The following is a 23121-nucleotide window of genomic DNA, read 5'->3' on the forward strand; positions in this document are numbered from 1 at the left end:
ATAATCAAGACGTATTTAAATTACACAACAGGGTCCCGTCTATTCCGGATCAGGGAGTTTTATTGTCAGATAATGTAAATTATTTGACAATTTCCGATTGTAAGTGTTTCTGATATAAAAAATTAGTTAATTCTTTATATCAGAAACATAACGTAAAGGTGTATATATGACTTCGGTTTTACAGGAACTTGGGACAACAGGACTTATACCGGTAATTAAAATTGAAGACGCTTCAAAGGCGGCGGGGCTTGCCCGCGCGCTCCATGAAGGCGGCCTGAATTGCGCGGAAATAACTTTCAGGACTGAAGCTGCCGCTGAAGCCATACAGCGCATACGGAAAGAAGCCCCCTCCATGATCGTCGGTGCGGGAACGGTTATCAGCATTGATCAGGCCCGGCAGGCTGCCGAGGCCGGAGCGCAGTTTGTGGTATCGCCCGGGTTTTCCGCCTCGGTCGTTGACTGGTGTATAGAAAGGAACATGCCCGTTATCCCAGGCGTTAATAATCCCTCCCATATCCAGGAGGCCCTCGAAAAAGGCCTTACCGTTCTGAAGTTTTTTCCGGCTGAGGCGTCCGGGGGAATCGCCATGCTTCAGGCTTTTGCCGGACCTTTTCCCCAGGTCAGTTTTATACCGACCGGCGGAATTTCCCCTGAAAACATCGGGGCCTATCTCAGGCTGCCGAATGTACATTCGGCGGGCGGAAGCTGGATGGCAGGGACCGATCTTATCGCCTCGGAAGACTGGGAAAAAATCACCGGACTTTCCCGGGAGGCGGCCCTCGCGGTCCAGGGTTTCAGTTTTGCACATATAGGCATAAATCAGAAAAATGAAGCTGAAGCGCTGGAAACGTCCCGGCTTTTCAGTCTGTTCGGATTCACTCCCCGCGACAACAGGATTTCCTGGTTCAATACTAATTTCATTGAAGTAATGAACGGTCCCGGCGAAGGCGGCCATGGTCATATAGGAATAAAATGCATCAGTATTGAGCGTTCCCTTGCCTATCTTGAAAAATTAGGCTTCCATCCCGTCGAAGAAACGGCCCGGCGGAAAAACGGAAAACTGAGTCTGGTTTTTCTGGACAGGGAAATAGGCGGATTTGCCGTACATCTTGTGCTGAACTGAAAACTGAGTCCCGCCGTTTTTCATAAATATTTGTTGAAGTTCCTGCATAAAAAATAGTATATTTTATTTGTCCGCCAAGGTTAAAACAGCGTTTCGCGGATTTGTCTGCATACAAGTCGTTTTTCAGCGGAAGTTATTCGAAAACCGGAATTCCTGAATAACTTTATTCTATAATATAGAGGTTAGTGTTGGAAAAAATTACGGCAACCCTGAAAGAGGTCCTGTATGGAGTCATACCCATACTGCTCCTGATAACTCTGCTTCAATTTACCATAGCCCGCCTGCCCTGGGAATTTTATTTCAATTTTCTCGGAGGGACCGTTCTGTTAACGGTAGGACTAACCATGTTTTTGATTGGACTGGAAATCGGGTTTATCCCGTTCGGCGAATCGTTCGGGGCCTCTCTTGTAAAAGGCGGCAAAATGCGGACAATCCTTTTGTTCGGTTTTATTATCGGACTTGTTGTGACCCTTCCGGAACCCGATGTGCAGGTACTGGCGGCCCAGGCTGATGCCTATCTGGAAAACATAGATAAACCGGTACTTATTCTTGGTATAGCGGTCGGGGTCGGGATTTTTGTCGCTCTTGCTCTTTTCCGTATTTTCACCGGAATCAGTGTCAAATATATTTTGACGGGGGCTACCTTCTGATATTTATTCTGCTGGCTTTTTGTCCGCCCGAATTCGCGAGTCTTGCCTTTGATGCGGGAGGCGTGACTACAGGGTCTCTGACCGTGCCTTTTATTATGTCCATGGGCGTCGGCGTCGCTTCGGTAACGGCAAAAAACAGCGAATCGGCGAATAATTTCGGGATTCTTGCCATTGCTTCGCTCGGGCCCGTTATCACACTGCTTATTATGGGGATAGTGAATAAATGATAAGAGTTCTGTTTGAAGGCTATACAGACGTATTAAAGGAAACCGCTATTGCCCTTCTTCCTGTTTTGCTGATTTTTACGGTATATCATATTTTTTACCTTAAAGTGAACCGGCGATATTTTATAAAAATATCGCTGGGTGTAGCGATAGCCTTTGTCGGGCTGACTCTGTTTCTGCAGGGTGTGAATGTGGGTTATATCCCGGTAGGGACAGCTATCGGAGAAAAACTTGCGGCGCTTCCATACCGGTGGATACTGATCCCCATAGGCTTTTTCCTGGGCTTTACCGTAACCACGGCCGAGCCCTCAGTGCATGTGCTGGTACAGGAGATTGATAAGGTAACAAGCGGAGCCCTTCCCAAAAAAGTAATGTTTATGACGCTTTGTCTCGGAGTTGCGGTGGCTATCGCGCTGGCAATGCTGAAGATTCTTCTGGGGCTTTCCCTGTGGTATTTCCTTATACCCGGATACGCTCTGGCAATACTGCTTGCCTATCTTGTTCCGCCGGTATTTACGTCCATAGCTTTTGACTCGGGCGGGGTTGCGACAGGGACCATGACGGCAACATTTCTTCTTTCCCTGGCAATCGGCGCCGCAAATCAAATAGAAACGGCAAACCCTCTGACAGACGGTTTTGGTATTATTGCCCTGGTCGCAATGGTGCCTATTTTAACTGTTTTGGGTTTGGGGCTCATTTATCGATATAAAGAATACAGGAAGAAACGTGTATGAACATTTGCTATGAACAATTTGACTTGATTGTGGGTATTGTAAAAAAAGGCGAAGCCGAAATACTCATGGACCACGCAAAGGCCGCAGGTGCGGAAGGGGGAACCATCCTGAACGGACGGGGAACAGGGACTGATGAAGGCATGAAAATCTTCGGGGTTGCATTTCAGCCGGAAAAAGAAGTGATCCTTATACTGACTGATAAGACAAAATCCGACGCGGTTTTCCAGGCTGTGTATGACGCCGGCGATCTTGAAAAGCCGGGAAACGGTATCTGCTTTGTAATCGGCGTGCCAAAGGCCGCCGGTATTGTCAGTATTCCTGATAGCGGACCGGAAAAGAAGGCATAAGCCGGACAAAATGGGACATGTACATATTTTGTACAGTTTTAGTTAAAAAAAAATCCGGTATCTTTATGTATTATGTTGCGTTTTTTTGCTAGCCAGAATGTATATTAGTGGGGTATACTGAGGTTTATGGATATTGACCAGTATTTATACGATCAGGATCCGGCGGGAAATTCAGGCCGGAAAGATGATTCGTATTCAACCGATATTGTTGCGCTTAATACAAATGAACGCTCTCTGGTTAACCGGGTTCTGGAAAACCTCCGTATCTACTCTCCGGAAACAATGGTCGCCGTTGCCACCAGAATAATGGATCTTGAGCGTTTATCAGTTTCCATATCACGGTATCCTGCAATGCAGGAAACAGCTGTTCTTGCTTCGTCGCCGCGGACATCAGAAACGCTTATCGACGCCCTGTGTAAAATAGGCGACGGCGACAGGCTCCTCAATTTACCGACCAAGGCTATTCTTGGCCAGGGCTTTCTTGTTGCGAAGTTCCATGTTTTCGCCTCGATTACCAAGGTCGCCGTCAATTCTTTTTTTTCCGAAGAAGAAATTGAAGAACTCCGGAAGGCGAATCTGACCATTATGTTTACCCTTATGGCTGAAGATGTATATATGGCCATTCTCGATGACCCGAATTTAAATGATGATGTCCGCAGGGATGTTGCGGAGTCGCTTGCGGAACTGTGGGAACACCGGCTTGACCAGCATGTAACCAGCCTGGCTCCGGTCCTTGACGCCATATGGAGCGTCCGTGACCAGATCATGCCCAATTTCGGAACCATGATAGGGACCAGTGAACTTCTGCTTCTTTCCATCGGCCTTGACGATGACTGGCATGACTTTATTTCCACCCGGATTGCAGATCCTGATATCGCCTCTTCCATGGAAGAATTTCTGTTCGGATTATCCTATGAAGATATAAATTATATCAGAAAGGAACTGAAATCCCGCGGCCTGTCCGCCATAGGAAGGGATGAGGTTCCTGATCTTATCGGCCGGACCCCCCATCTCGGAAAAGAAGATCCCCGGACTTTTTACCGGGCATATACACAACGCCGTCATAATGCGGACGCGCGCAAGAGGCTTTCAGCTCCCGGGCCGAAAAAAACACTGGAAGATCATTACATGCAGTTCATTTTCGAAAAAAACAGGGAGAAAAAATAGATGGCCACACGGAAAACTCCATTTCGTGTAGGAGAAAAACTGAGAGCAATACGTGAGCGCAAGGGTTATACGTTGAAAGTGGTCGCGCAGGCCGCGGGCGTGAGTGAAAGTCTTGTGTCCCAGATAGAACGAAACCGGGTCTCTCCCGCCATTGATACCCTGCTCGCTCTGGCAGATGCGCTGGAAATCGATCTTGAATACCTGTTTTCTGAACACCGCCGAAACCGTCCGGTCCGGCTGATAACCGAGGAAAACCGCAGGCAGATTACGGAAAACAATGTGCGGTATGAGGAAATTGTACAGCCTCTCGAAACCGACGGCTCCCATGCTATTGAGGCTTACTATATCAGCATTCCGCCCAATAGCGAAACGAACCGAGGTTCATACGGCCATCTGGGAAGGGAATTCGGTATTGTCACTGAAGGAGAAGGAGAACTGCACTATGAGACCAATGTGTATATCCTGAAAAAAGGCGACAGTATTTCCTTTTCAGCAACCGCTCCTCATACTCTTGTCAACACCGGCGAAACAGTTTTCAGGGCATTGTGGGTTGTAACTCCGCCCCAGCGGTTTTCGTAAGGCGCCCGCCCGGGACTTTCCGGATAAGCCACACAAACCTGATTTGATACCCGGTCAGAATGTCCGGAAAAATAAAACCTTGCAAAAAAGCCGATTCTTTTATACCTTGAGTATATGGCCCTTTCCGGCCGCATATACTTTTTGGAGTTTTTTTTGTTCAAACTTGCCAGGTTTCTCAAACCGTATAAAATTCAGCTTATTCTCGGCCCCGCAGCGAAACTGGTTGAGGCTGTTTTTGAGCTGGTCCTGCCTCTTTTGATGGCGGACCTGATTGATACCGGAATCAAAACAGGAAACAGCGAATATATCATTACCAAATGTATCCAGATGGCAGTCGTTTCAGCTATTGGGCTACTTTGCGCCCTTTTTTGCCAGTATTCAGCTTCTATCGCCTCACAGGGATTTGGAACTTCCCTGCGTTCGGCGCTTATGGAAAAGATCAATACTTTTTCATTTGCGGAAATGGAGCGTTACGGGACTACTACACTGGTTAACCGTTCAACGAATGACGTGAACCAGTTACAGCTTGCTGTGGCCATGTTAATCCGGCTGGTTATCCGGGCGCCCTTTCTGTGTATCGGCGGCATCATTATGGCAATACGGATTGACTGGAAGCTTGCCGTTATTCTGCTCATTTTTATTCCCGTGTTTATACTGATACTCTATCTTATCATGAAGAAAACGATTCCGTTGTATAAATCCGTGCAGAAAAAGCTTGATGCCCTGTCCCTTGTACTGCGTGAAAATCTGACCGGTGTCAGGGTTATCCGGGCATTTAACCGCTCCGTTGATGAACGGGAACGTTTCAGGAAAGCAAACAGGGACTGGATGGATACCGCAATACAGGCCGGTAAAATATCCGCCCTCATGTCGCCTCTTACCCTGCTTATTATGAATATGGCAGCCCTGCTTATCATCTGGATCGGCGGGTTCAGGGTTGACGGAGGTAATCTGACTCAGGGTCAGTTGATAGCCTTTATCAATTATATTACCCAGATTATGCTGGCGCTTATTGTTGTCGCTAATCTTGCAGTACTGTTTAACCGGGCTTTTGCCTCTGCGCAGCGTGTAAATGAAATTCTGGAAACACAGCCTTCAATAATCACCGGACAGAACGCAGTCACTGTCCTGCCGGAAGACAACGGGAAAAAGGCTGTCATAGAATTCAAAAATGTTTCCTTTGCGTATACAGGCGAAGGTCAGCCGGCCCTGAAGGATATATCATTTTCCGCCGAGAGTGGAAGTACAATAGGTATTATCGGCGGGACCGGCGCTGGCAAATCGACATTGATTAATCTGATACCCCGTTTTTATGACGTCTCGGAAGGGACTGTATATGTCGAAGGAATAGATGTAAAAAAATATGACCAGAACGTTCTCCATGATGCAATAGGCATGGTTCCGCAAAAAGCTTCCCTGTTTTCAGGAACCATACGGGAAAATATTTTATGGGGAAAAAGAGACGCTCAGCAAAGCGAAATTGAACAGGCGGCGGAAATATCCCAGGCGGCGGAATTTATTGAAAGAATGCCGCTGAAATATAATACGGAAATTTCGCAGGGAGGAAAAAATCTTTCCGGCGGACAGCGGCAGCGTCTGACTATTGCCAGGGCCGTAATAAAAAAGCCTGTTATTCTTATTCTCGATGACAGTTCAAGCGCTCTTGATTATATGACCGATTTTAAACTCAGAACAGCTCTCAGAAAACTTGAGACCGGAGTTACCCTGATTGTTTCCCAGAGGGTAAACGCTGTAAAAGACGCTGACAGGATACTGGTTCTCGATGACGGCAGACTGGCCGGATCAGGGAGCCATGAACAGCTGTTTAAGGAAAATCAGGTTTACAGGGAAATTTGTCTGTCCCAGAATATTACGGTGGATAAAAAAATATGAAAAAAAAGACAGCCTTTAAAAATATACTTTCATATATTTCTCCGTACAAAAAGCAGATTGTTCTGGTTTTTATATTGGCGCTCATTAGCGGGGGATGTACACTTGCGGCGCCCTTTTTTACCGGAAGGGCTATTGATTGCATTAAAGAAGCGGGAGAGGTAAATTTCAAACTGCTCCTCCCCTATATACTGCTGCTTTTTATATTATATATTTTCGGCTCGCTTTCGCTCTGGTTTTTATCCGCGATATCCACTTCTGTAGCGAATAAAACAGTCAAGGATATGAGGCGGGACACCTTTAATAAACTAACCCGACTGCCGGTCAGTTTTTTTGACCGTACAAAGGCCGGCGACCTCATGAGCAGATTTTCAAATGATATAGACGCTGTATCGGACGGATTGCTTCAGGCTATAACCCAGGCCTTTTCTGCCATTATTACGATAGTGGGCGCAATGGTGCTGATGATCATTCTTGATATCCGGATAGCCCTGGCAGTTATCACAGTAGCCCCGCTTGCAATTTTTATCGCGGCCTTTATCGCGCGGCGTTCCGCAAGATTATTCAAACTCCAGCAGGATACGATCGGGGAATATAACGGTTATATTGAAGAAGCAATAGGCAACTATAAAATAGTCCGGGCTTTCAATTTTGAAAAAGATACTCAGGACGCCGCCTTGAAAATAAACTCACGGCTATATGTCTGCGGACAAAAAGCCCAGTTTTATTCTTCACTGGTCAATCCGTCAACCCGCTTTATCAATAATATCGCCTATGTGCTTGTCGGCCTTATCGGCGGTCTTTCAGCTCTGGCCAGCGGTTTATCTATAGGAACAATTTCCGCCCTGCTCACCTACTCCGCCCAGTTTGCGAAACCTCTGAATGAAGTCACCGCAATTTCGACCCAGCTCCAGGCCGCCCTGGCAGCGGCGGAACGCCTCTTCGCCCTGCTTGCTGAAGAGGAGGAATCTTCCGACAGGAACAAACCTGATATACGCTTTTCCAACGGAGCTGTTGATTTTTCGCATGTATTTTTTTCGTATTCGCCTCAAACAAAATTAATAGAAGATTTTACCACAAAAGTGAAACCGGGCAGCATGGTTGCCATCGTGGGGCCAACCGGAGCGGGAAAAACAACAATGGTAAATCTGCTTATGCGGTTTTATGACCTCAACTCCGGAGCGATTTATATAGCCGGACAGAATATTACCGATTACACAAGAGACAGCGTACGCAAATCTTTTGGTATGGTATTGCAGGATACCTGGCTTTTTACAGGAACAATAAAGGAAAATATTACCTATGGATGTAAAACAGCCGGTGAAAAATCGGTAATACAGGCGGCGGAAAAGGCGCGGGCTCACAGTTTTATTATGAAGCTTGAAAACGGATATGATACCGTTCTTTCGGAAGATGGAGGGACCCTGTCCCAGGGCGAAAAACAGCTTCTGACGATAGCCCGTGCGATTCTCGCGGAGTCCCCCATGCTGATTCTTGATGAAGCCACCAGTAATGTTGATCCGAGGACTGAACTTAAAATTCAGGAAGCGCTCAATCAGCTGATGAAAAACAAGACCAGTTTTATCATAGCCCACCGCCTTTCAACAATAAAAGGGGCGGACCTTATTCTGGTCATGAACAAGGGACAGATTGTTGAAACCGGAACCCACGAAAGTCTCCTGAATGCGGGGGGTTTTTATGCGGACCTGTATAACAGCCAGTTCCGGATACCTGAAAACGATAATTAAACTTCAGGCAGCCGGACCGTTTTCACTGCAGCAGAATTTATTCGCGGCGAGGGTTTAATACCCCGCTGTTCTGCGGCGGAGTATTTTATTCAACAAAAGCTTTTTGAGAAAGTCCAGATCCAGTTCAGGATACAGAACAAATTTTTTCAGCAGACTATCGACCTCGGCGCGGACTTCAGACTTTACCGTTTCATCCACTACCGCGCGGCCTTTTGAGGGAGTACCCTTATCAGTCATGCCGGGTTTTGAATTTTCCAGCACTCGCTTTAGAAGACCAGCTATCTGTTTCATTTCCTGTGCGCCCATACCTAGAGTAGTAACCGCCGGGGTTCCTATGCGTAGACCGCTCGTCCACCAGGGACCGTTCGGATCAAAGGGCAGGCTGTTTCTGTTCAGCGTTATGCCGCATTCCGACATTGCGTCCTCGGCCTGGCGGCCGGTAAGACCAAATGTTGTTACATCAAGAAGCATCAGATGATTATCTGTCCCTCCTGTCTGTATTTTCATTCCAAGTTTAATGCACTCTTCGGCAAGCAGTTTCGCGTTTGCGGCCACATTCCGCGCGTATTCCTTGTATGAAGGGGAAGCGGCTTCCTTGAATGCGATGGCCTTTGCGGCCATAATATGGGGAAGCGGGCCTCCGAGTACAAGAGGACAGCCCTTGTTTACCGCGTCGGCATATTCGGCCGTACACAAAACCATGGCTCCCCTGGGTCCGCGAAGGGTCTTATGTGTGGTCGTTGTTACCACATCGGCCCATTTTACAGGGTCGAAATCTCCGGTAAAGACTTTTCCCGCAACGAGTCCGGCAAAATGCGCCATATCGACCATCAGGACCGCGCCGCATTTATCGGCTATTTCCCTGAACCGCCGGAAATTTATTGCCCTGGGGTAGGCGCTGTATCCTGCAAGCAGAATAAGGGGGTTCACTTCCATGGCCCGCCGCTCAATTTCGTCATAATCCAGAAGTCCTGTCCCGCGGTCAACGGTATAGGTGTAAGCGTCAAACATCCGGGCGGATACATTCTGCCGGTATCCGTGGGTCAAATGCCCGCCGGAAAAATAATCCAGTCCCAGAAGCTTCTGGTTGCCCAGTTTTACACGGAGTTCGGCCCACTGCTGATCAGTCAGTTTTGAAACATTTGTTTCTCCAAGTTTTTCCAGCTCGGGCATTTCAATTTTATGATTCAGGATAGCCCAATACGCAACAAGGTTTGCGTCAGCTCCGGAATGGGGCTGAACATAGGCGTGTTCCGCGCCGAACAGTTTTTTCGCCTCCTCATCAGCGGAGGTTTCCACGGCATCAACATTGGCGCAGCCGCCGTAATAACGGTGCGCGGGGAAACCTTCGGCATATTTGTCAGTGAGCAGGTTACCCATTGCCGCCTGCACATTCAGTGAACAGTAATTTTCACTGGCAATAAGCTTAAGATGGCTCCGCTGGTTTTCAATCTCATTGACAATGGAGGCGGCGATTTCCGGGCCGACCGCGGCGGTCAATTCAAGATTCGCTATATAAGCGGTAAAGGCGGTACTGATTCTGTCGGCAGGTGTTTCCGAAAGATACGTTTTAAGCGGTGATTTGATCATGGCAATCTCCCTATGCAAAGTATTCCGCAATTAACAACCCAGGCGCGCGGCTGAAAGCGGGAGCTTCACGATGGTTGATTCCATCTTGATGCGCCAGAAGTACCTGTATCTTATCCCTTTTTGCAATTTTGAACAAGAAGTAAAACCCTTCCATACAAATAAAAAAGGAATCTTTCCCCGGAACCGGGAAAAACGGCGGGGTCAGCCTATTATACTGATAAAAAAATATCTATTTATCACCATTTTCATCGGCAATTTCCACGGCAATAACCGGGGTCTCCGCCGGAATTACAGGGACAGACAGGGGGATCCAGCTCGGATCAATAGTGAAAATTATATCAATATCACTGAAATGCCAGAATTTTTTTATATCCTTTATTATAGCCTTTCTTATTTTATCCAGGCGCCGCACAGTTGAATCTGTTTTCATATAAATATGAATTACCATATACAGATTCCTGCCGCGTTTGGTCGAATATACCTGGAAACCCGCAAAATCATATTTCTCTATATATGGTTCAATAATATGATCAAGTTTATCCTGGATTTCAGGCGAAGGTGCGGCAACAAGCAGTTCACGCAAATTGGTAAAAAACTGACTGATAAGCGTCGGAAGCATAAAAAGAATAAGCAGAATGGTAATGGCAGGATCAATATAGGGCGTTATAAAATTCAGCGATGTCCGGCGCAGGACCACTATCAGGGAAAACGCTACAAAAACCGAAAGACTGAGCAGGGTATCATTGATCCAGCTCCGGTACTCGGCGACCAGCAAAGGGGATTTCTGCTTCCGGGCAATCCGCCTGAGCGCCATTGAAATAACAAAACAGATAATAAGGGAAACAATGGTATAAACCATTACCAGTGAAATATCAACATTGTTTCCTCCGTGCCGGATAATTGAAATTGAATTCGCGAGCAGAAACGCATAAATAACCAGAATAACCATTGTTCTGATTATAATAAAGAAGGGTTCAAAAGAACCGTAGCCGAACTGGTAGTCACGGTTTTCAGCGCTTGTTACCAGCTTTACAACTCTGGCTGAGATAATGGTAAAAAAACTTGATACAAAAGAATACAGCGCGTCGAACAGAACTGACGACGAACGTGAAAAAAAGGAGAGTACAATACCTATGGCGGCGAAAACAAAATTAATAATGGTAACCAGTTTGAGTATTGATAATTCCGAAATATTCTTCATATTATCTAATATAGTGAAAAAAACGGAAAATTCAAATTTCCGCTGTGCGGTAACCCGGCGGCATAATACCGGAAAATGTTTTTTGCGGACCGCGAACATAGTCGCATTATTTGAACGGTAGACAAAAATAGCCCTGCCGCGCACCTTTGTGATAATTATCTAATAGTATTAGGTAAATTCAGATCATACAGAAAAAATTACCTAACAGCGTTAGATAAAACTCTCAAAGCCCGCATATATATCTGCTCAGGGTTAAAAACCACAGTAAACATATTTTAAAAATTATTTGGGTTACACAGAAAAAATATCTAACAGTATTAGATATTCTGAATAAAACCGGCCAGGCGCAAAGCGGCGCTGTATTTTCTATATAAGCTTCCATTCGAGGAACAGGTCCGCGGAATTTGTCCACCGGCGCGCGCTGCTGTACTTGCTGAAAAAGCTTTCTTCCCAGATAAAGGTATCGGATATTCCCAGGGCCATTTTATCCGTAAGAGGTATCGAATAGGAGGCCTTCGCATAGGTACAGGAAACCATATCACCGTATGAAGTATATTCAGTATTTATCATAACCATACCATACCAGAGTCCGGTAATGCGCAGGGTGCCGAACCGTGAAAAACAAAAAGCGATATCCATCTTCACATTACAGCCGGTTCCATAATTCCTGACGGCCGATTCATCATCAATAAACATATTAGAAGCGCCCAGCATCATCCAGCCGGCATGAAAACGTGATTCAAAAAAAACGGTTTCCGTAAAGTCATATCTGTATTTTGCTGTAGCGGCAAGGGCGGCAGAAGAAAAGTTCACATTCCCCGTCCATATACAGTCAAAGAGCAGACTCATCCCAATATTTGCCTTATGTCCGGAAGAAGTAAGAGGTACAAATGAAAAAAGCATTCCGTCGGTAAACAGCTGCACGTCATAAAACAGCGGATACCCGCCCCCTGCGTTCAAGGTCAGCTCAAAATGGCTGAAAGGATCCCTGACCGGAACCCCGGTGTCAAAAGGGGAACCATAAACTACTTCAACTCCTGTCCTGATTGTTCCCATGTGCAGCATTCCGGCGTCAGGCTGTATTCCTTCCGCAAGCGCGTAACCGCCGCCCGCAGTCAGGGAGAGGGAGTGGATTTTCCTGCCCGGATCCGGAGGCTTTGTGCCGGAGACCAGCATATTAAATCCGTCCATGGGACTCAGAATAAAGGCAAGCGGTGAGCCGGCATAGTACACTTCCAGAAATAAGCGGTGGAGGATTTCACCCAGAGAAATTCCTCCGAAAGTGGTAACAATCAAATCATTAAGTGAAGACCGGCTTCTTTCACAGCCGATTTCCCAGACAAGACTTCCGGCCACTGTAAGAAGCGCCGACTCATACAGATTCAGATTGTTTGCCCGGCCCGCAACATAGTAAAACGACCCCTGATAAGGGTGCCCAAGCTGGTTTGTAACAAACTGGCTCTGGTCCCATTGCCAGGGATTTGAAAAATTTTCCCTGATTGATCCGATGGAAATTTTCGAGAATTCCGTACGGCCGATAAATCTGTTTACTGAAAACAAAAAAAGATTACTGAACTGGGAATTCACTATGGCAAGCAGGTAGTTTTTGTCAGCGGACTGCATATCCGCGACAGCGGATCCGGGATAACTATCAATTACGTTTTCCGCTGTTTCAGTTCCGGGCTGAACAGGCGCAGAGTCCGCAGTTTCGGCAGATAAAAGAAAACCTGAACAAAGCAAAATCAAAATAAAAAAAGCTCTTTCAAATTTTTTCATGAATTATTTACCTCATGTTACCGGATAATGTACCGGAAATAAACTGTAGAAAAAAAAGCAAGATGATGTATGTTCGGTGCATTATTATAAAAACCATATTTGTGATACAGTGAATTTAAAAGTCCGAGCGAAATTTTTTTCGTTATCAAATGTTCATAACTGAGATTCGAGATATTAATTATTGTGTATCCTTCGGAACCGTAGTCGGGGACTGAAGCCGGAATAGTATGAAGTCCGTAGAACATAAAGGTAAAACCGATAGTCCCGAAAACAGGCTGGGAAAAATGCAGGGAAAATTTAAAGCCCTCCCCTGTTCCCAGATCATAATCACGCCTCTCGACTCTGGGATCAGGATCAGGGAAGGACCCGTCACGCAGGTAAAAATAGTCATTGGCACTCATTATAATCCAGTTCGCATGCAGCCTTAAGGCAAGGACCGCATCTTTGCTGAACTCATATTTCTGCTTCATTGTAAAACCGACTGAATGGGCGGAAAAATTTATGTATTTACTGAAAATAACATCATAATGCAGGGAGGCGCCCAAAGTAGTTTCCCTTTCAGGTTTATAGAAAGGCGCGAAGGAAAAAAGTATTCCATCGGAAAAAAGGGACACGGAATAATACTGTGATGAAACCGCGGCCTGAAGAACATGTTCAAAATGACTGAAGGGTTCCTTTGTACTCAATCCGTAAGGTTCTCCGTATACAAGATTATATCCGGCTTCAAGAACCATGGAATATCTGTTTTCCTCGTCCGCTCTGCTGCTGTCAAATTCGTTTCTGTCAATGATAGGCCCGGCACCGAAATAAAATGAAGCGGCTGTTATTCTGCTTGGCGGCCGGGGAGGATTTTTTCCTGACACAAGACGGTTGAGGGCATCCATGGGGCTTATAATAAATGCGAGCGGAAAATTTACCGAAAGAGCTTCCATATACAGACGGTGCAGCATTTCACCGAAAGCAAAAGCTCCTGTTGTTGTGACGATCAAATCATTCAGCGACGGTGTTTCCGTTTCACAGAAAAGTTCCCACATAACGCTGCCGAATAATGTAACAAGAAGTGATTCGGCAAAGTTCAGATTGTTGGCGCGACCGGCTATATAATAAAATGATCCCTGATACGGATGGCCTATATGATTGACCGCGAATTCGTCCTGATCCCATACCCACCGGGAGGTAAGATTTGTTATTATTGAATTAATGCTTATCTTCGCGTATTCCTTATTCAGGGCATAGCGGTTAAAAGTCAGAAGGGCAATATTGCTGAACGCTGCGTTTGTAAAAGAAAGCGCATAATTTTTTTCATAATATATTTCTTCATCCTGTTCATCAGTTATCTCTTCCTCCTCCGGAATTTCTGATTCAGAAATTCCGGATATCGGCCCGGGAGTGTTTTCCTCAGGCGGCAAAACATCCTGAGCAGGAAGCATAACCAGGGAAAGAAACATAATTTGTAAAAGAACAATTACCGGTTTTTTTATCATTCAGAAACTCTGATGGATTATTTTTCCGGCCAGCAGCTGCCGTCTGTTTCACGCCTGCAGTCATCCCTGTTTCCGCGCTCATCACACTGATAACATATTTCGTTCGCGAGTTTTTTATCGACTACCCACAGCCGGATATTCTCCAGGGTTGTCCTTGCTATTTCTTCGAGCGCTTCGCTGGTCAAAAAGGCCTGGTGCGAAGTCAGCAGAACATTCGGAAATTGTATGAGCCTGACCAGATTATCATCCTGAATCGGAGCAAGCGACCAGTCTTCAAAGAAATACTGGTCTTCTTCTTCATACACATCGAGGCCTGCCCCTCTTATCCTTCCTTCTTTCAGGGCTTCAATCATTGCCTGACTGTCGACCAGTCCGCCTCTGCCTGTGTTGATAATAATAACGTCGGATTTCATCAGCGCGATATTGTCCCGGTTTATCATATGATAGTTTTCCGGCGTTAGGGGGCAATGCAAACTGATAACATCCGAACTCCGGTACAGTTCCTCGCGTTCGACATATTTTGCGCCTATGCGGTCGGCAAAGGCCTGATCGGGATACAAATCATTGAGAAGAATATGCATCCCGTAACCGTTCAGAATTTCGGCGCAGATTTTTCCTATTTTTCCGGTACCGATAATACCGGCGGTTTTTCCGTACAGATCCCGCCCGACAAGTCCGTTGAGCTGGAAGTTGCCGTCCCTGATCCGGTTATACGCCGAATGGATTTTTCTGTTCAAGGTTTGCAGCAAGGCTACCGCGTATTCGGCGACAGCATGGGGAGAATAGGCAGGCACGCGTACAACATGGATTTTCTCCCATACGGCCTCAAGATCAACATTGTTATATCCGGCAGACCTGAGCGCAATCATTCTGACCCCGGACGAATACAGGATGTCCACTATTTCCTTTGTAACATGGTCATTGACAAAAACACACACTACTTCATGGTCCTTTGCCAGTTTCGCGGAAAGCGGAGTCAGTTTACCTTCGATAAAGTCAAATTCGAATTTTACGGATGAAAAGTCAGGCGAATTGGCGGACTGTTCAAAATAGACACGGTCAAACGGTTTTGTATCATAGAAAGCAATGCGTATAATCGGTTTCATACACGTCTCCTTTGGATGGTGTTTCAGTTATCACATATTTTCTGATACTGTTATGATACAAATAATAGAAAAAAAAAGCGAAAAAAGCAATCTGAATGACCGTAATTACCATTTTTAAGGCAAGGTTTTCGTTATTTCAGACAGGAACATGTTGTTTTTTCAGCCGGAATAAAACCGCCGGTAAGGTTTACGGTTAAGTACATAAAGGAGTATGCAGCGATTTTTCATTCTTTTACAGGCAAATAATCTTACATAAATACAGGCAAAAATTATCCTGAAATGCTGTAAACTAACATTTCAGGATAGTTCTTTCAGGTTAAAATCCTGATATTTTTCTGCGGCGAACTGGACTTGAAGATGTTTGCCGCATATCCCCATAACTCCCTGGAGTTCCCTGCTTTTCACCAAAAAACCGCCAAAAATCTTACACAAAAGTCTCACACTTTTTACGGGATTTTGGTGGTTTTTTACATGGTTGATTTTGATAACCACAATCAGCTTTATTTAAGCCGATAAGTAGTGACATCCCGGAAAAAGGCCTTCCGCATGGGAATGTCACTGTTTTTTAGATTGTCCTAAATCCTGGTTTGTTTTATTCCGGCCACTACTTCGCCTGTAATGCATATCCTATACTTTTGAATAGCTTTGCCATTCTTTTGGTACCTATTCATTTGACATGTTTTTTATACAAGCGCTGATCCTATTTCAGTGATTTACTGGTTATAAGGTAGATAGTGTAATCCCTGTCACTGTCATCAGCCACTTCTATCCTGATGCCGAGCTGGGGTTCACGTATCGCGCCAGTCCTTCCTGAACGTGCTATCCGCTCCCCTACCTTAATCTCTGAATTAACAGAAGGGATTAGAATGTGTGTAAGATTTGTATACCAAATTATAATATTTCCATTTTGAATTTTCGCAAAATTTCCGTCGTTACTATTGAAATGATTTTTGACAGCAAATCCATCACATAATGCATATACCGGTGTATTTTCAGGCATGCGGATACTGAATTTATTTTTTTCATAGCTCACAATATCAGCAACCATTTCATCAGGCAGCAGGACAAACAGGGCCTCATCTGTGTCGGTCGTTACTAGTTCCGTGGTGCTTCGCAGATGTTCCAGTTCGCTGCGCGCGGCAGACTGGTCTCTTACCAGATTCTGTGCTTCTTCCGTAGTCAGTAACTTAAACCCATTATCTTCCATGGAAAACCCGCACAGTATGCATATTAAAAAAAAGAAAATCGAATAAATTATTTTTTGTTTCATTCCGGCCACTGCTTCGCCCGTAATGCAGAGTCGGGAACCGGATCATTCGCATCAAGCAGAACAGGCAGTTTTTTCAGTTTTGCCCGCTCAACATCATTCGCCGCTACCGGGGTATATTTCAGATTTATCCCTGAATACTGCTTCAACAGCTTAATATCCGTACGGTCCAGTGTTTCAATCTGATTATTGCTTAAATCAAAAAATGGTTTGTTTCTAACATTAACAAAATTCGGAACAGACGGATTTTTATAGCCCGAGCAAATAAATTGTATGTACGCGATTTTTTTGAGGGCGGAAAAATTGACAGACGCAACCTCAAGTTTTTTTATTGCGGCCGATTCTTTTGATAAAATCAGACCGAGATACTCCAGTTTTGTCAACTTTTCAAGGAATGTAAGATCATTTATCGCACTGCCGCTTATATGCAATCTCTTCAAGTTTTTTACTTTCTGAACAAATGAAAAATCCTTTACTCCGCGTAGATTTATAAATTCCAGATTTTCCAACTCTGGAAGTACTTCAAGATTCTCAATACCAGCAATAATATATCCTGTTGTTCCGGTCTGGGCTAATCCCCAGGTTTTTACTTCCGAATCAACCGTCTGGATTTTTTTTTCTCCGGTATCAGTCAAGATGACAATATCCACTGGTTCCGCTGTAATGATCAGGGACAGGCAGAGAAATAAAAGAATAACAGGAAGCTGTTTTGCTTTATTCATGATAATTTAGATCCTCTCAAACAACCTTTACAGAACCTGATCCTATTTCAATGATTTACTGGTTATAAGATAGATGGTGTAATCCCTATCACTGTCCTCCGCCGCTTCTATCCTGATACCGAGCTGGGGCTCGAATATTGGCCCAGTCATTCCTGAATATGCTATCAGTTCGCCCTCTTTAATTTCAATACCCGTGGATAATGGAACTATAGATCTCATAAGGTAAATATAACGAATTACAATATCGCCTGTTCTTATACTTGCTTGAGATCCATCAATAGGGCTATAAACTGATTTAATTGACTTTCCTGCATATATTGCAAATACTGGTGTATTTCCAGGCATACGGATACTGAATTTATTTTTTTCATAACTCACAATATCAGTGACCATTTCATCAGGCAACAGGACAAACAAGGGATCACTAGTGTCGGTCGCTGCCAGTTCCGCGGTACTTCGAAGATGTTCCAGTTCACTGCGCGCGGCAGCCTGGTCTTTTACCAGATTCTGCGCTTCTTCCGTAGTCAGTAACTTAAACCCATTATCTTCCGCGGAAAGTCCACACAGAATACAGATGAAAAAAAGAAAATAGAATAAATCATTTTTTGTTTCATAAGTTATTTTCCCTCTTACTACTTATCACCATGCTACGATATTACAGAATAGCTTCGCCGCTCTGTTTGCTATCCATTTGACTTGACATAGTTTTATTGAGGTCCTGCCCTATTTCAGTGATTTACTGGTTATAAGATAGATAGTGTAATCCCTGTCACTGTCCTCCGCCGCTTCTATCCTGATACCGAGCTGGGGCTCGAATATGGCGCCTGTTCCTCCAGAGAACGCTATCAAATCTCCGACTTTGATGGTGGTGCCTTTTGAAGACAAAGTTGCAACTTTCCGAAGATTTACATACTTGATTACAATATTTCCTGTTTGTATAGCAGTAAAATTTCCATCAGAACTATTAAAATGTACTCTAGAAACAATACCATCAGATAGTGCATATACGGGATTCCCATTGTACATGCGAATACTGAATTTATTTTTCTCATAACTTACAATATCAGCAATCATTTCATCTGGCAGAAGAATAAACAGGGGCTCCGTCGTATCCTCTATGAGAGATTCTGAATTACTTCGCAGATATTCCAGCTCATTGCAGGCAGCAGCCTGATCTCTTATCTGCTTTTGTGCTTCTTCCGTGGTCAGTAACTTAAACCCATTATCTTCCGCGGAAAGTCCACACAGAATACAGATGAATAAAAATATTGTCAGAATTATTTTTTGTTTCATAGGCTTAAATCCTTGTTCTAGCAGATCACCAAGACAGAGTACCACTTTCAGAATTTCCATCAGAAGCAGTTACCGTATAGTCAACATATGCGCCGAGAAAAGTATATCCGTTAGGGATATACACCCAATTATTTGCGTCAGGGTTTTGTCCCCCGCCATTAATAAGGGCGGGCGCTTCACTTGAATAGTATTGTGTGATCAAAGATTCGTTACCATCACTGTCTGCAACCTTCACATAAATAGTAGCTTCTAAACCAACGGAAGTACTAATTGGACCAAGTATATCTACTTTATTAACCATTTGAATGTAGGCTATTCCGATATCATATTCGGTATCAGTTCCATCTATCGTATCCTTAACATCCCGTGGAGCATCCGGTATCGGATAGGGATCAGTTGCTGTACCTGATGAATCAGAAGCGGATTCTCCTGCGCCTGCATCCTGTTCCAGTCCTCCGGTTGCCGCGTCATACCCTGATCCAGCCCCATATGTTGACGACGAAGCTCCCGGATATACATAGTTTTCAAGCCCGCCCGTCAGCGCGCAATACGACGGAGATGCCTCACTTGTCGTAGTCGTGGGTCCGGATGTACTACTGTTTGTTGATCCACTGCCGCTTGAGCTGCCGTAGTTAGATGTTGTTGTTCCTGTGTTCGAAGGCGATGAATATTTCCAGCCACCCCCTGAGCCTGACGAGTATCCCCCGTTTACCGCAAGCAGATCTTCCAGCTCAAGTTCTCCGTAGTGTTCAATAAATGACTCCATTTCCACAATTTTTTTAAGCAACATTTTCATTATTGGTCTTCCTTTTATTATAATTAGATTCTTGAAAAAACAAACCCCATAATATCTGAAACTGATAATATGGCGTTGTTTAGAAGCCTCAAAACTGTTTATTCGTTATCCGGTGTCACAACCTGATATATGACACTATTGAGGTCTGACTTATTTCAGTGATTTACTGGTTATAAGATAGATAGTGTAATCCCTATCACTGTCCTCCGCCGCTTCTATCCTGATACCGAGCTGGGGCTCAAGTATTGTCCCGGTCATTCCAGAATATGCTATCAGTTCACTCGATTTGATTTCATCTTGTCTCGATCGCGAGATTAGTATATGTGTAAGATTTGTATAATTGATAATAATATCTCTACTTTGTATACTTATAAAATTTCCATCAGAAATACTATAACGTAAACTGACTGTATATCCATCCCATAATGGATATACAGGGATACCTCGAGGCATACGGATACTGAATTTATTTTTTTCATAACTCACAATATCAGCAGCCATTTCATCAGGTAGCAGGACAAACAGGTCTTCAGATGCTTCTGTTGTTTTGGTGTCTGTTTCGCTTCGCAAATGTTCCAGTTCGCTGCGCGCGGCAGACTGGTCTCTTACCAGATTCTGTGCTTCCTCCGTTGTCAGTAACTTAAACCCATTATCTTCCGCGGAAAGTCCACACAGAATACAGATGAAAAAAAGAAAATAGAATAAATTATTTTTTGTTTCATAAGTTATTTTCCCTTTTACTACTAATCACCATGATACGGTACCGCTTTCGGCAGACCCATCAAATGCAGTTACCGTATAATCAGCATATGCGCCTAGAAAACTGTACCCATCAGGGATCTTGATAGCGTTACTTGAAGCGGGATTAGTTTCAGATGCATAAACAATATCACTAGCGGCTTCACTTGAATAATACTGAGTAATCAAAGACTCGTTACCATTACTGTCCGCAACCTTCACATAAATAGTAGCTTCCATGGTAACAGAACCATTTGTTGGTCCAATTAGGTCTAGTTTATCTACCATTTGTATATAGGCTAGCCCTATTTCATATTCAACATTAGTCCCATCTACCGTATCCTCAACATTCCGTGGAGCATCCGGTATCGGATAGGGATCAGTTGCTGTATCTGATGAATCAGAAGCGGATTCTCCTACGCCTGCATCCTGTTCCAGTCCTCCGGTTGCCGCGTCATACCCTGATCCGGCCCCATATGTTGACGGCGAAGCTCCCGGATATACATAGTTTTCAAGCCCGCTCGTCAGCGCGCAATATGATGGGGATGCCTCACTCGTGGTGACCGTTCCGGTTGTGCCGCTGTTCGTTGAACCTCCGCTTGAACCGCCGTAGTTTGCTGATGATACGGTCACTGAGCCTCCACCAGTATTCGAGCTTGACGAATATTTCCACCCACCGCCTGATCCTGACGAGTATCCCCCGTTTACAGCAAGCAGATCTTCCAACTCCAGTTCTCCGTAATGTTCAATGAAAGACTCCATTTCCACAATTTTTTTAAGCAACATTTTCATTATTGGTCTTCCTTTTATTATAATTAGATTCTTGAAAAAACAACACCATAATATCTGAAATTGATACTATGGCGTTGTTTAGAAGCCTCAAAACTGTTTATTCGTTATCCGGTGGCACAACCTGATATATGACACTATTGAGGTCATGCCCTATTTCAGCGATTTACTGGTTATAAGATAGATAGTGTAATCCCTGTCACTGTCCTCCGCCACTTCTATCCTGATGCCAAGTTGATGCTCAAATACGGCACCTGTCCTTCCTGAATAAGCTATTAGTTCACCCTCTTTGATTTCAATACCAGTAGACAATGGAACTATAGATTTCATAAGGTTTATATAATAAATTACAATGTTTCTGCTTTGTATAGGTACAAAAATTCCATCGATATTATCATATGCTGGCTTAATCAATGATCCCTCACACAGTGCAAATACAGGAGTATTCCCAGGCATACGGATACTGAATTTATTTTTTTCATAGCTCACAATATCAGCAACCATTTCATCAGGCAGCAGAATAAACAGGGCCTCATCGGTGTCGGTCGTTACTAGTTCCGTGGTGCTTCGAAGATGTTCCAGTTCATTGCAGGCAGCAGACTGATCTCTTACCAGATTCTGCGCTTCTTCCGTAGTCAGTAACTTAAACCCATTATCTTCTGCAGAAAGTCCACACAGAATACAGATGAAAAAAAAGAAAATAGAATAAATCATTTTTTGTTTCATAAGTTATTTTCCCTCTTACTACTACTAATCACCATGCTACGGTACCACTTTCAGTACTTCCATCGGGTGTAATTACCGTATAATCGGCATACGCTCCGAGAAAGTTATATCCATTGGGGACATATATATTATTATCTGAAGGGGGGTTAGCTGTTCCTCCATAGACAAAGCCGCCATAATCACTCGCATAATATTGTGTAATCAGGGATTCGTTTCCATCTCCGTCAGCTACTTTCACATAAATAGTGGCTTCTACTGTACCATCTTTTTCCCCACTAAGAAAATAAAAATCCACTTTATCTACCATTGGTATGTAGGTTATCCCCACTTCATATTCAGAATTGGTCCCATCAACGGTATCCTCAACATTCCGAGGAGCATCCGGTATCGGATAGGGATCGTTTGCTGTACCTGATGAATCAGAAGCGGATTCTCCTTCGCCCGTTTCCTGTTCCAGTCCTCCGGTTGCCGCGTCATACCCTGATCCAGCCCCATATGTTGACGACGCAACTCCCGGATATACATAGTTTTCAAGCCCGCCCGTCAGCGCGCAATACGACGGAGATGCCTCACTCGTGGTGGTCGTTGTTCCAGATGTACTGTTGTTCGTTGATCCACTGCCGCTTGAGCCGCTGTACCCGCTCGATGATACAGTCACTGAGCCTCCGCCAATATTCGAGCTTGACGAATATTTCCCTCCGCCTGAACTCGATGAATACCCTCCGTTTACCGCAAGCAGATCTTCCAGCTCCAGTTCTCCGTAATGTTCAATAAATGACTCCATTTCTACGATTTTTTTTAGCAACATTTTCATCCATCACACTCCTTTTTCAGGATTCTCCGGAATCCCTTCTTATGCCTTTATTCCAAAGGCTTTTCGTTATACATGCCTTTTTGGTATTCGCGATATACAAATGCCTTCATAATAATTACCGGTGAAATCAGAAGAAGCGAAAACAGTGGGGCGCGCTGTTCAATGACAGGCGGCGCTTTTTGAAGTAAAACACATAGTTATTATTCAGGCATTTCTATAATTAGGGGCAGTATAAAAAAGCTTCTGGAAACCTGTCAAGTGTGAAAAGCTGTTTTTGTGTTTTTTAATGGAAAATATCCGGAAAGTACGAAATAAAACCGTTTACAATACACCAAAACCGGTGATATTCTGTAACCT

22 protein-coding genes are annotated in these 23121 nt (G+C 44.4%); 9 read left to right on the forward strand and 13 right to left on the reverse strand.

Features of this window, described 5'->3' with window-relative positions; genetic code table 11:
• Positions 1–166 precede the first annotated feature (166 nt).
• From K7I13_RS02780 to K7I13_RS02820, 9 genes are all read left to right on the forward strand, one after another.
• Positions 167–1123: a bifunctional 4-hydroxy-2-oxoglutarate aldolase/2-dehydro-3-deoxy-phosphogluconate aldolase gene (locus tag K7I13_RS02780; protein WP_255947773.1), complete on the forward strand. Its 957-nt coding sequence runs from the start codon at positions 167–169 to the stop codon at positions 1121–1123.
• 188 nt (positions 1124–1311) lie between these two features.
• Positions 1312–1773: a DUF1538 family protein gene (locus tag K7I13_RS02785; protein WP_255947775.1), complete on the forward strand. Its 462-nt coding sequence runs from the start codon at positions 1312–1314 to the stop codon at positions 1771–1773.
• A gap of 11 nt (positions 1774–1784) precedes the next feature.
• Positions 1785–2000, forward strand: coding sequence for a DUF1538 family protein (locus K7I13_RS02790; protein ID WP_255949197.1), 216 nt, complete (start codon positions 1785–1787; stop codon positions 1998–2000).
• Positions 1997–2731: a DUF1538 domain-containing protein gene (locus tag K7I13_RS02795; RefSeq protein WP_255947777.1), complete on the forward strand. Its 735-nt coding sequence runs from the start codon at positions 1997–1999 to the stop codon at positions 2729–2731. The genes K7I13_RS02790 and K7I13_RS02795 overlap by 4 nt, the downstream gene beginning before the upstream one ends.
• A complete protein-coding gene (locus K7I13_RS02800; RefSeq protein WP_255947779.1) occupies positions 2728–3078 on the forward strand; it encodes a P-II family nitrogen regulator in 351 nt (116 codons plus the stop codon). The genes K7I13_RS02795 and K7I13_RS02800 overlap by 4 nt, the downstream gene beginning before the upstream one ends.
• 126 nt (positions 3079–3204) lie before the next feature.
• Entirely contained in the window at positions 3205–4245 is a 1041-nt protein-coding gene (locus tag K7I13_RS02805; RefSeq protein WP_255947781.1) for a hypothetical protein, read from the forward strand.
• Positions 4246–4824: a helix-turn-helix domain-containing protein gene (locus K7I13_RS02810; protein ID WP_255947783.1), complete on the forward strand. Its 579-nt coding sequence runs from the start codon at positions 4246–4248 to the stop codon at positions 4822–4824.
• Positions 4825–4977: 153 nt separating this feature from the next.
• Positions 4978–6717, forward strand: coding sequence for an ABC transporter ATP-binding protein (locus K7I13_RS02815; protein WP_255947785.1), 1740 nt, complete (start codon positions 4978–4980; stop codon positions 6715–6717).
• Positions 6714–8462, forward strand: coding sequence for an ABC transporter ATP-binding protein (locus K7I13_RS02820; protein ID WP_255947787.1), 1749 nt, complete (start codon positions 6714–6716; stop codon positions 8460–8462). The genes K7I13_RS02815 and K7I13_RS02820 overlap by 4 nt, the downstream gene beginning before the upstream one ends.
• Before the next feature lie 54 nt (positions 8463–8516).
• Here K7I13_RS02820 and K7I13_RS02825 read toward each other — a convergent pair whose 3' ends face one another.
• From K7I13_RS02825 to K7I13_RS02885, 13 genes are all read right to left on the reverse strand, one after another.
• Positions 8517–10049: a glycine hydroxymethyltransferase gene (locus K7I13_RS02825; RefSeq protein ID WP_439647472.1), complete on the reverse strand. Its 1533-nt coding sequence runs from the start codon at positions 10047–10049 to the stop codon at positions 8517–8519.
• A gap of 232 nt (positions 10050–10281) precedes the next feature.
• Positions 10282–11253, reverse strand: a complete 972-nt coding sequence (locus K7I13_RS02830) for a cation diffusion facilitator family transporter (RefSeq protein WP_255947791.1) — start codon at positions 11251–11253, stop codon at positions 10282–10284.
• A gap of 366 nt (positions 11254–11619) precedes the next feature.
• Positions 11620–13029, reverse strand: coding sequence for a DUF3943 domain-containing protein (locus tag K7I13_RS02835; RefSeq protein WP_255947793.1), 1410 nt, complete (start codon positions 13027–13029; stop codon positions 11620–11622).
• Positions 13030–13046: 17 nt separating this feature from the next.
• A complete protein-coding gene (locus K7I13_RS02840; protein WP_255947795.1) occupies positions 13047–14513 on the reverse strand; it encodes a DUF3943 domain-containing protein in 1467 nt (488 codons plus the stop codon).
• A gap of 17 nt (positions 14514–14530) precedes the next feature.
• On the reverse strand, positions 14531–15619 hold the full coding sequence (locus K7I13_RS02845) for a 2-hydroxyacid dehydrogenase (protein ID WP_305118715.1): 1089 nt from the start codon (positions 15617–15619) through the stop codon (positions 14531–14533).
• A gap of 700 nt (positions 15620–16319) precedes the next feature.
• Positions 16320–16889: a M23 family metallopeptidase gene (locus K7I13_RS02850; protein ID WP_255947797.1), complete on the reverse strand. Its 570-nt coding sequence runs from the start codon at positions 16887–16889 to the stop codon at positions 16320–16322.
• Entirely contained in the window at positions 16886–17608 is a 723-nt protein-coding gene (locus K7I13_RS02855) for a leucine-rich repeat domain-containing protein (protein ID WP_255947798.1), read from the reverse strand. Before K7I13_RS02855 ends, K7I13_RS02850 begins: the two co-directional genes overlap by 4 nt.
• Before the next feature lie 42 nt (positions 17609–17650).
• Positions 17651–18001: a M23 family metallopeptidase gene (locus K7I13_RS02860; RefSeq protein ID WP_255947799.1), complete on the reverse strand. Its 351-nt coding sequence runs from the start codon at positions 17999–18001 to the stop codon at positions 17651–17653.
• 330 nt (positions 18002–18331) lie between these two features.
• Positions 18332–18901, reverse strand: coding sequence for a M23 family metallopeptidase (locus tag K7I13_RS02865; protein WP_255947800.1), 570 nt, complete (start codon positions 18899–18901; stop codon positions 18332–18334).
• 25 nt (positions 18902–18926) lie between these two features.
• Complete coding sequence (locus K7I13_RS02870) at positions 18927–19697, reverse strand: hypothetical protein (RefSeq protein WP_255947801.1); 771 nt, start codon at positions 19695–19697, stop codon at positions 18927–18929.
• A 747-nt stretch (positions 19698–20444) separates the two neighbouring features.
• The gene (locus tag K7I13_RS02875; protein WP_255947802.1) at positions 20445–21197 is read right to left on the reverse strand and encodes a hypothetical protein; all 753 of its coding nucleotides are present in this window, start codon (positions 21195–21197) and stop codon (positions 20445–20447) included.
• A 180-nt stretch (positions 21198–21377) separates the two neighbouring features.
• Positions 21378–21950, reverse strand: coding sequence for a M23 family metallopeptidase (locus K7I13_RS02880; protein WP_255947803.1), 573 nt, complete (start codon positions 21948–21950; stop codon positions 21378–21380).
• A 28-nt stretch (positions 21951–21978) separates the two neighbouring features.
• Positions 21979–22764, reverse strand: a complete 786-nt coding sequence (locus K7I13_RS02885; RefSeq protein WP_255947805.1) for a hypothetical protein — start codon at positions 22762–22764, stop codon at positions 21979–21981.
• Positions 22765–23121: the final 357 nt, after the last annotated feature.

It is taken from the genome of Brucepastera parasyntrophica (genome assembly GCF_022376835.1).
In the GTDB taxonomy this organism is placed as follows: domain Bacteria; phylum Spirochaetota; class Spirochaetia; order Treponematales; family Treponemataceae; genus Brucepastera; species Brucepastera parasyntrophica.

What these genes read in the sequence shown, in the direction of transcription:
- K7I13_RS02800 (WP_255947779.1), top strand. Translation starts at nt 2,728, where the DNA reads ATGAACATTTGCTATGAACAATTTGACTTGATTGTGGGTATTGTAAAA.
- K7I13_RS02845 (WP_305118715.1), bottom strand. Translation starts at nt 15,619, where the DNA reads ATGAAACCGATTATACGCATTGCTTTCTATGATACAAAACCGTTTGAC.
- K7I13_RS02835 (WP_255947793.1), bottom strand. Translation starts at nt 13,029, where the DNA reads ATGAAAAAATTTGAAAGAGCTTTTTTTATTTTGATTTTGCTTTGTTCA.
- K7I13_RS02805 (WP_255947781.1), top strand. Translation starts at nt 3,205, where the DNA reads ATGGATATTGACCAGTATTTATACGATCAGGATCCGGCGGGAAATTCA.
- K7I13_RS02885 (WP_255947805.1), bottom strand. Translation starts at nt 22,764, where the DNA reads ATGAAAATGTTGCTAAAAAAAATCGTAGAAATGGAGTCATTTATTGAA.
- K7I13_RS02855 (WP_255947798.1), bottom strand. Translation starts at nt 17,608, where the DNA reads ATGAATAAAGCAAAACAGCTTCCTGTTATTCTTTTATTTCTCTGCCTG.
- K7I13_RS02795 (WP_255947777.1), top strand. Translation starts at nt 1,997, where the DNA reads ATGATAAGAGTTCTGTTTGAAGGCTATACAGACGTATTAAAGGAAACC.
- K7I13_RS02820 (WP_255947787.1), top strand. Translation starts at nt 6,714, where the DNA reads ATGAAAAAAAAGACAGCCTTTAAAAATATACTTTCATATATTTCTCCG.
- K7I13_RS02830 (WP_255947791.1), bottom strand. Translation starts at nt 11,253, where the DNA reads ATGAAGAATATTTCGGAATTATCAATACTCAAACTGGTTACCATTATT.
- K7I13_RS02870 (WP_255947801.1), bottom strand. Translation starts at nt 19,697, where the DNA reads ATGAAAATGTTGCTTAAAAAAATTGTGGAAATGGAGTCATTTATTGAA.
- K7I13_RS02865 (WP_255947800.1), bottom strand. Translation starts at nt 18,901, where the DNA reads ATGAAACAAAAAATAATTCTGACAATATTTTTATTCATCTGTATTCTG.
- K7I13_RS02875 (WP_255947802.1), bottom strand. Translation starts at nt 21,197, where the DNA reads ATGGAGTCTTTCATTGAACATTACGGAGAACTGGAGTTGGAAGATCTG.
- K7I13_RS02840 (WP_255947795.1), bottom strand. Translation starts at nt 14,513, where the DNA reads ATGATAAAAAAACCGGTAATTGTTCTTTTACAAATTATGTTTCTTTCC.
- K7I13_RS02880 (WP_255947803.1), bottom strand. Translation starts at nt 21,950, where the DNA reads ATGAAACAAAAAATGATTTATTCTATTTTCTTTTTTTTCATCTGTATT.
- K7I13_RS02810 (WP_255947783.1), top strand. Translation starts at nt 4,246, where the DNA reads ATGGCCACACGGAAAACTCCATTTCGTGTAGGAGAAAAACTGAGAGCA.
- K7I13_RS02850 (WP_255947797.1), bottom strand. Translation starts at nt 16,889, where the DNA reads ATGAAACAAAAAATAATTTATTCGATTTTCTTTTTTTTAATATGCATA.
- K7I13_RS02780 (WP_255947773.1), top strand. Translation starts at nt 167, where the DNA reads ATGACTTCGGTTTTACAGGAACTTGGGACAACAGGACTTATACCGGTA.
- K7I13_RS02860 (WP_255947799.1), bottom strand. Translation starts at nt 18,001, where the DNA reads ATGGTCACTGATATTGTGAGTTATGAAAAAAATAAATTCAGTATCCGT.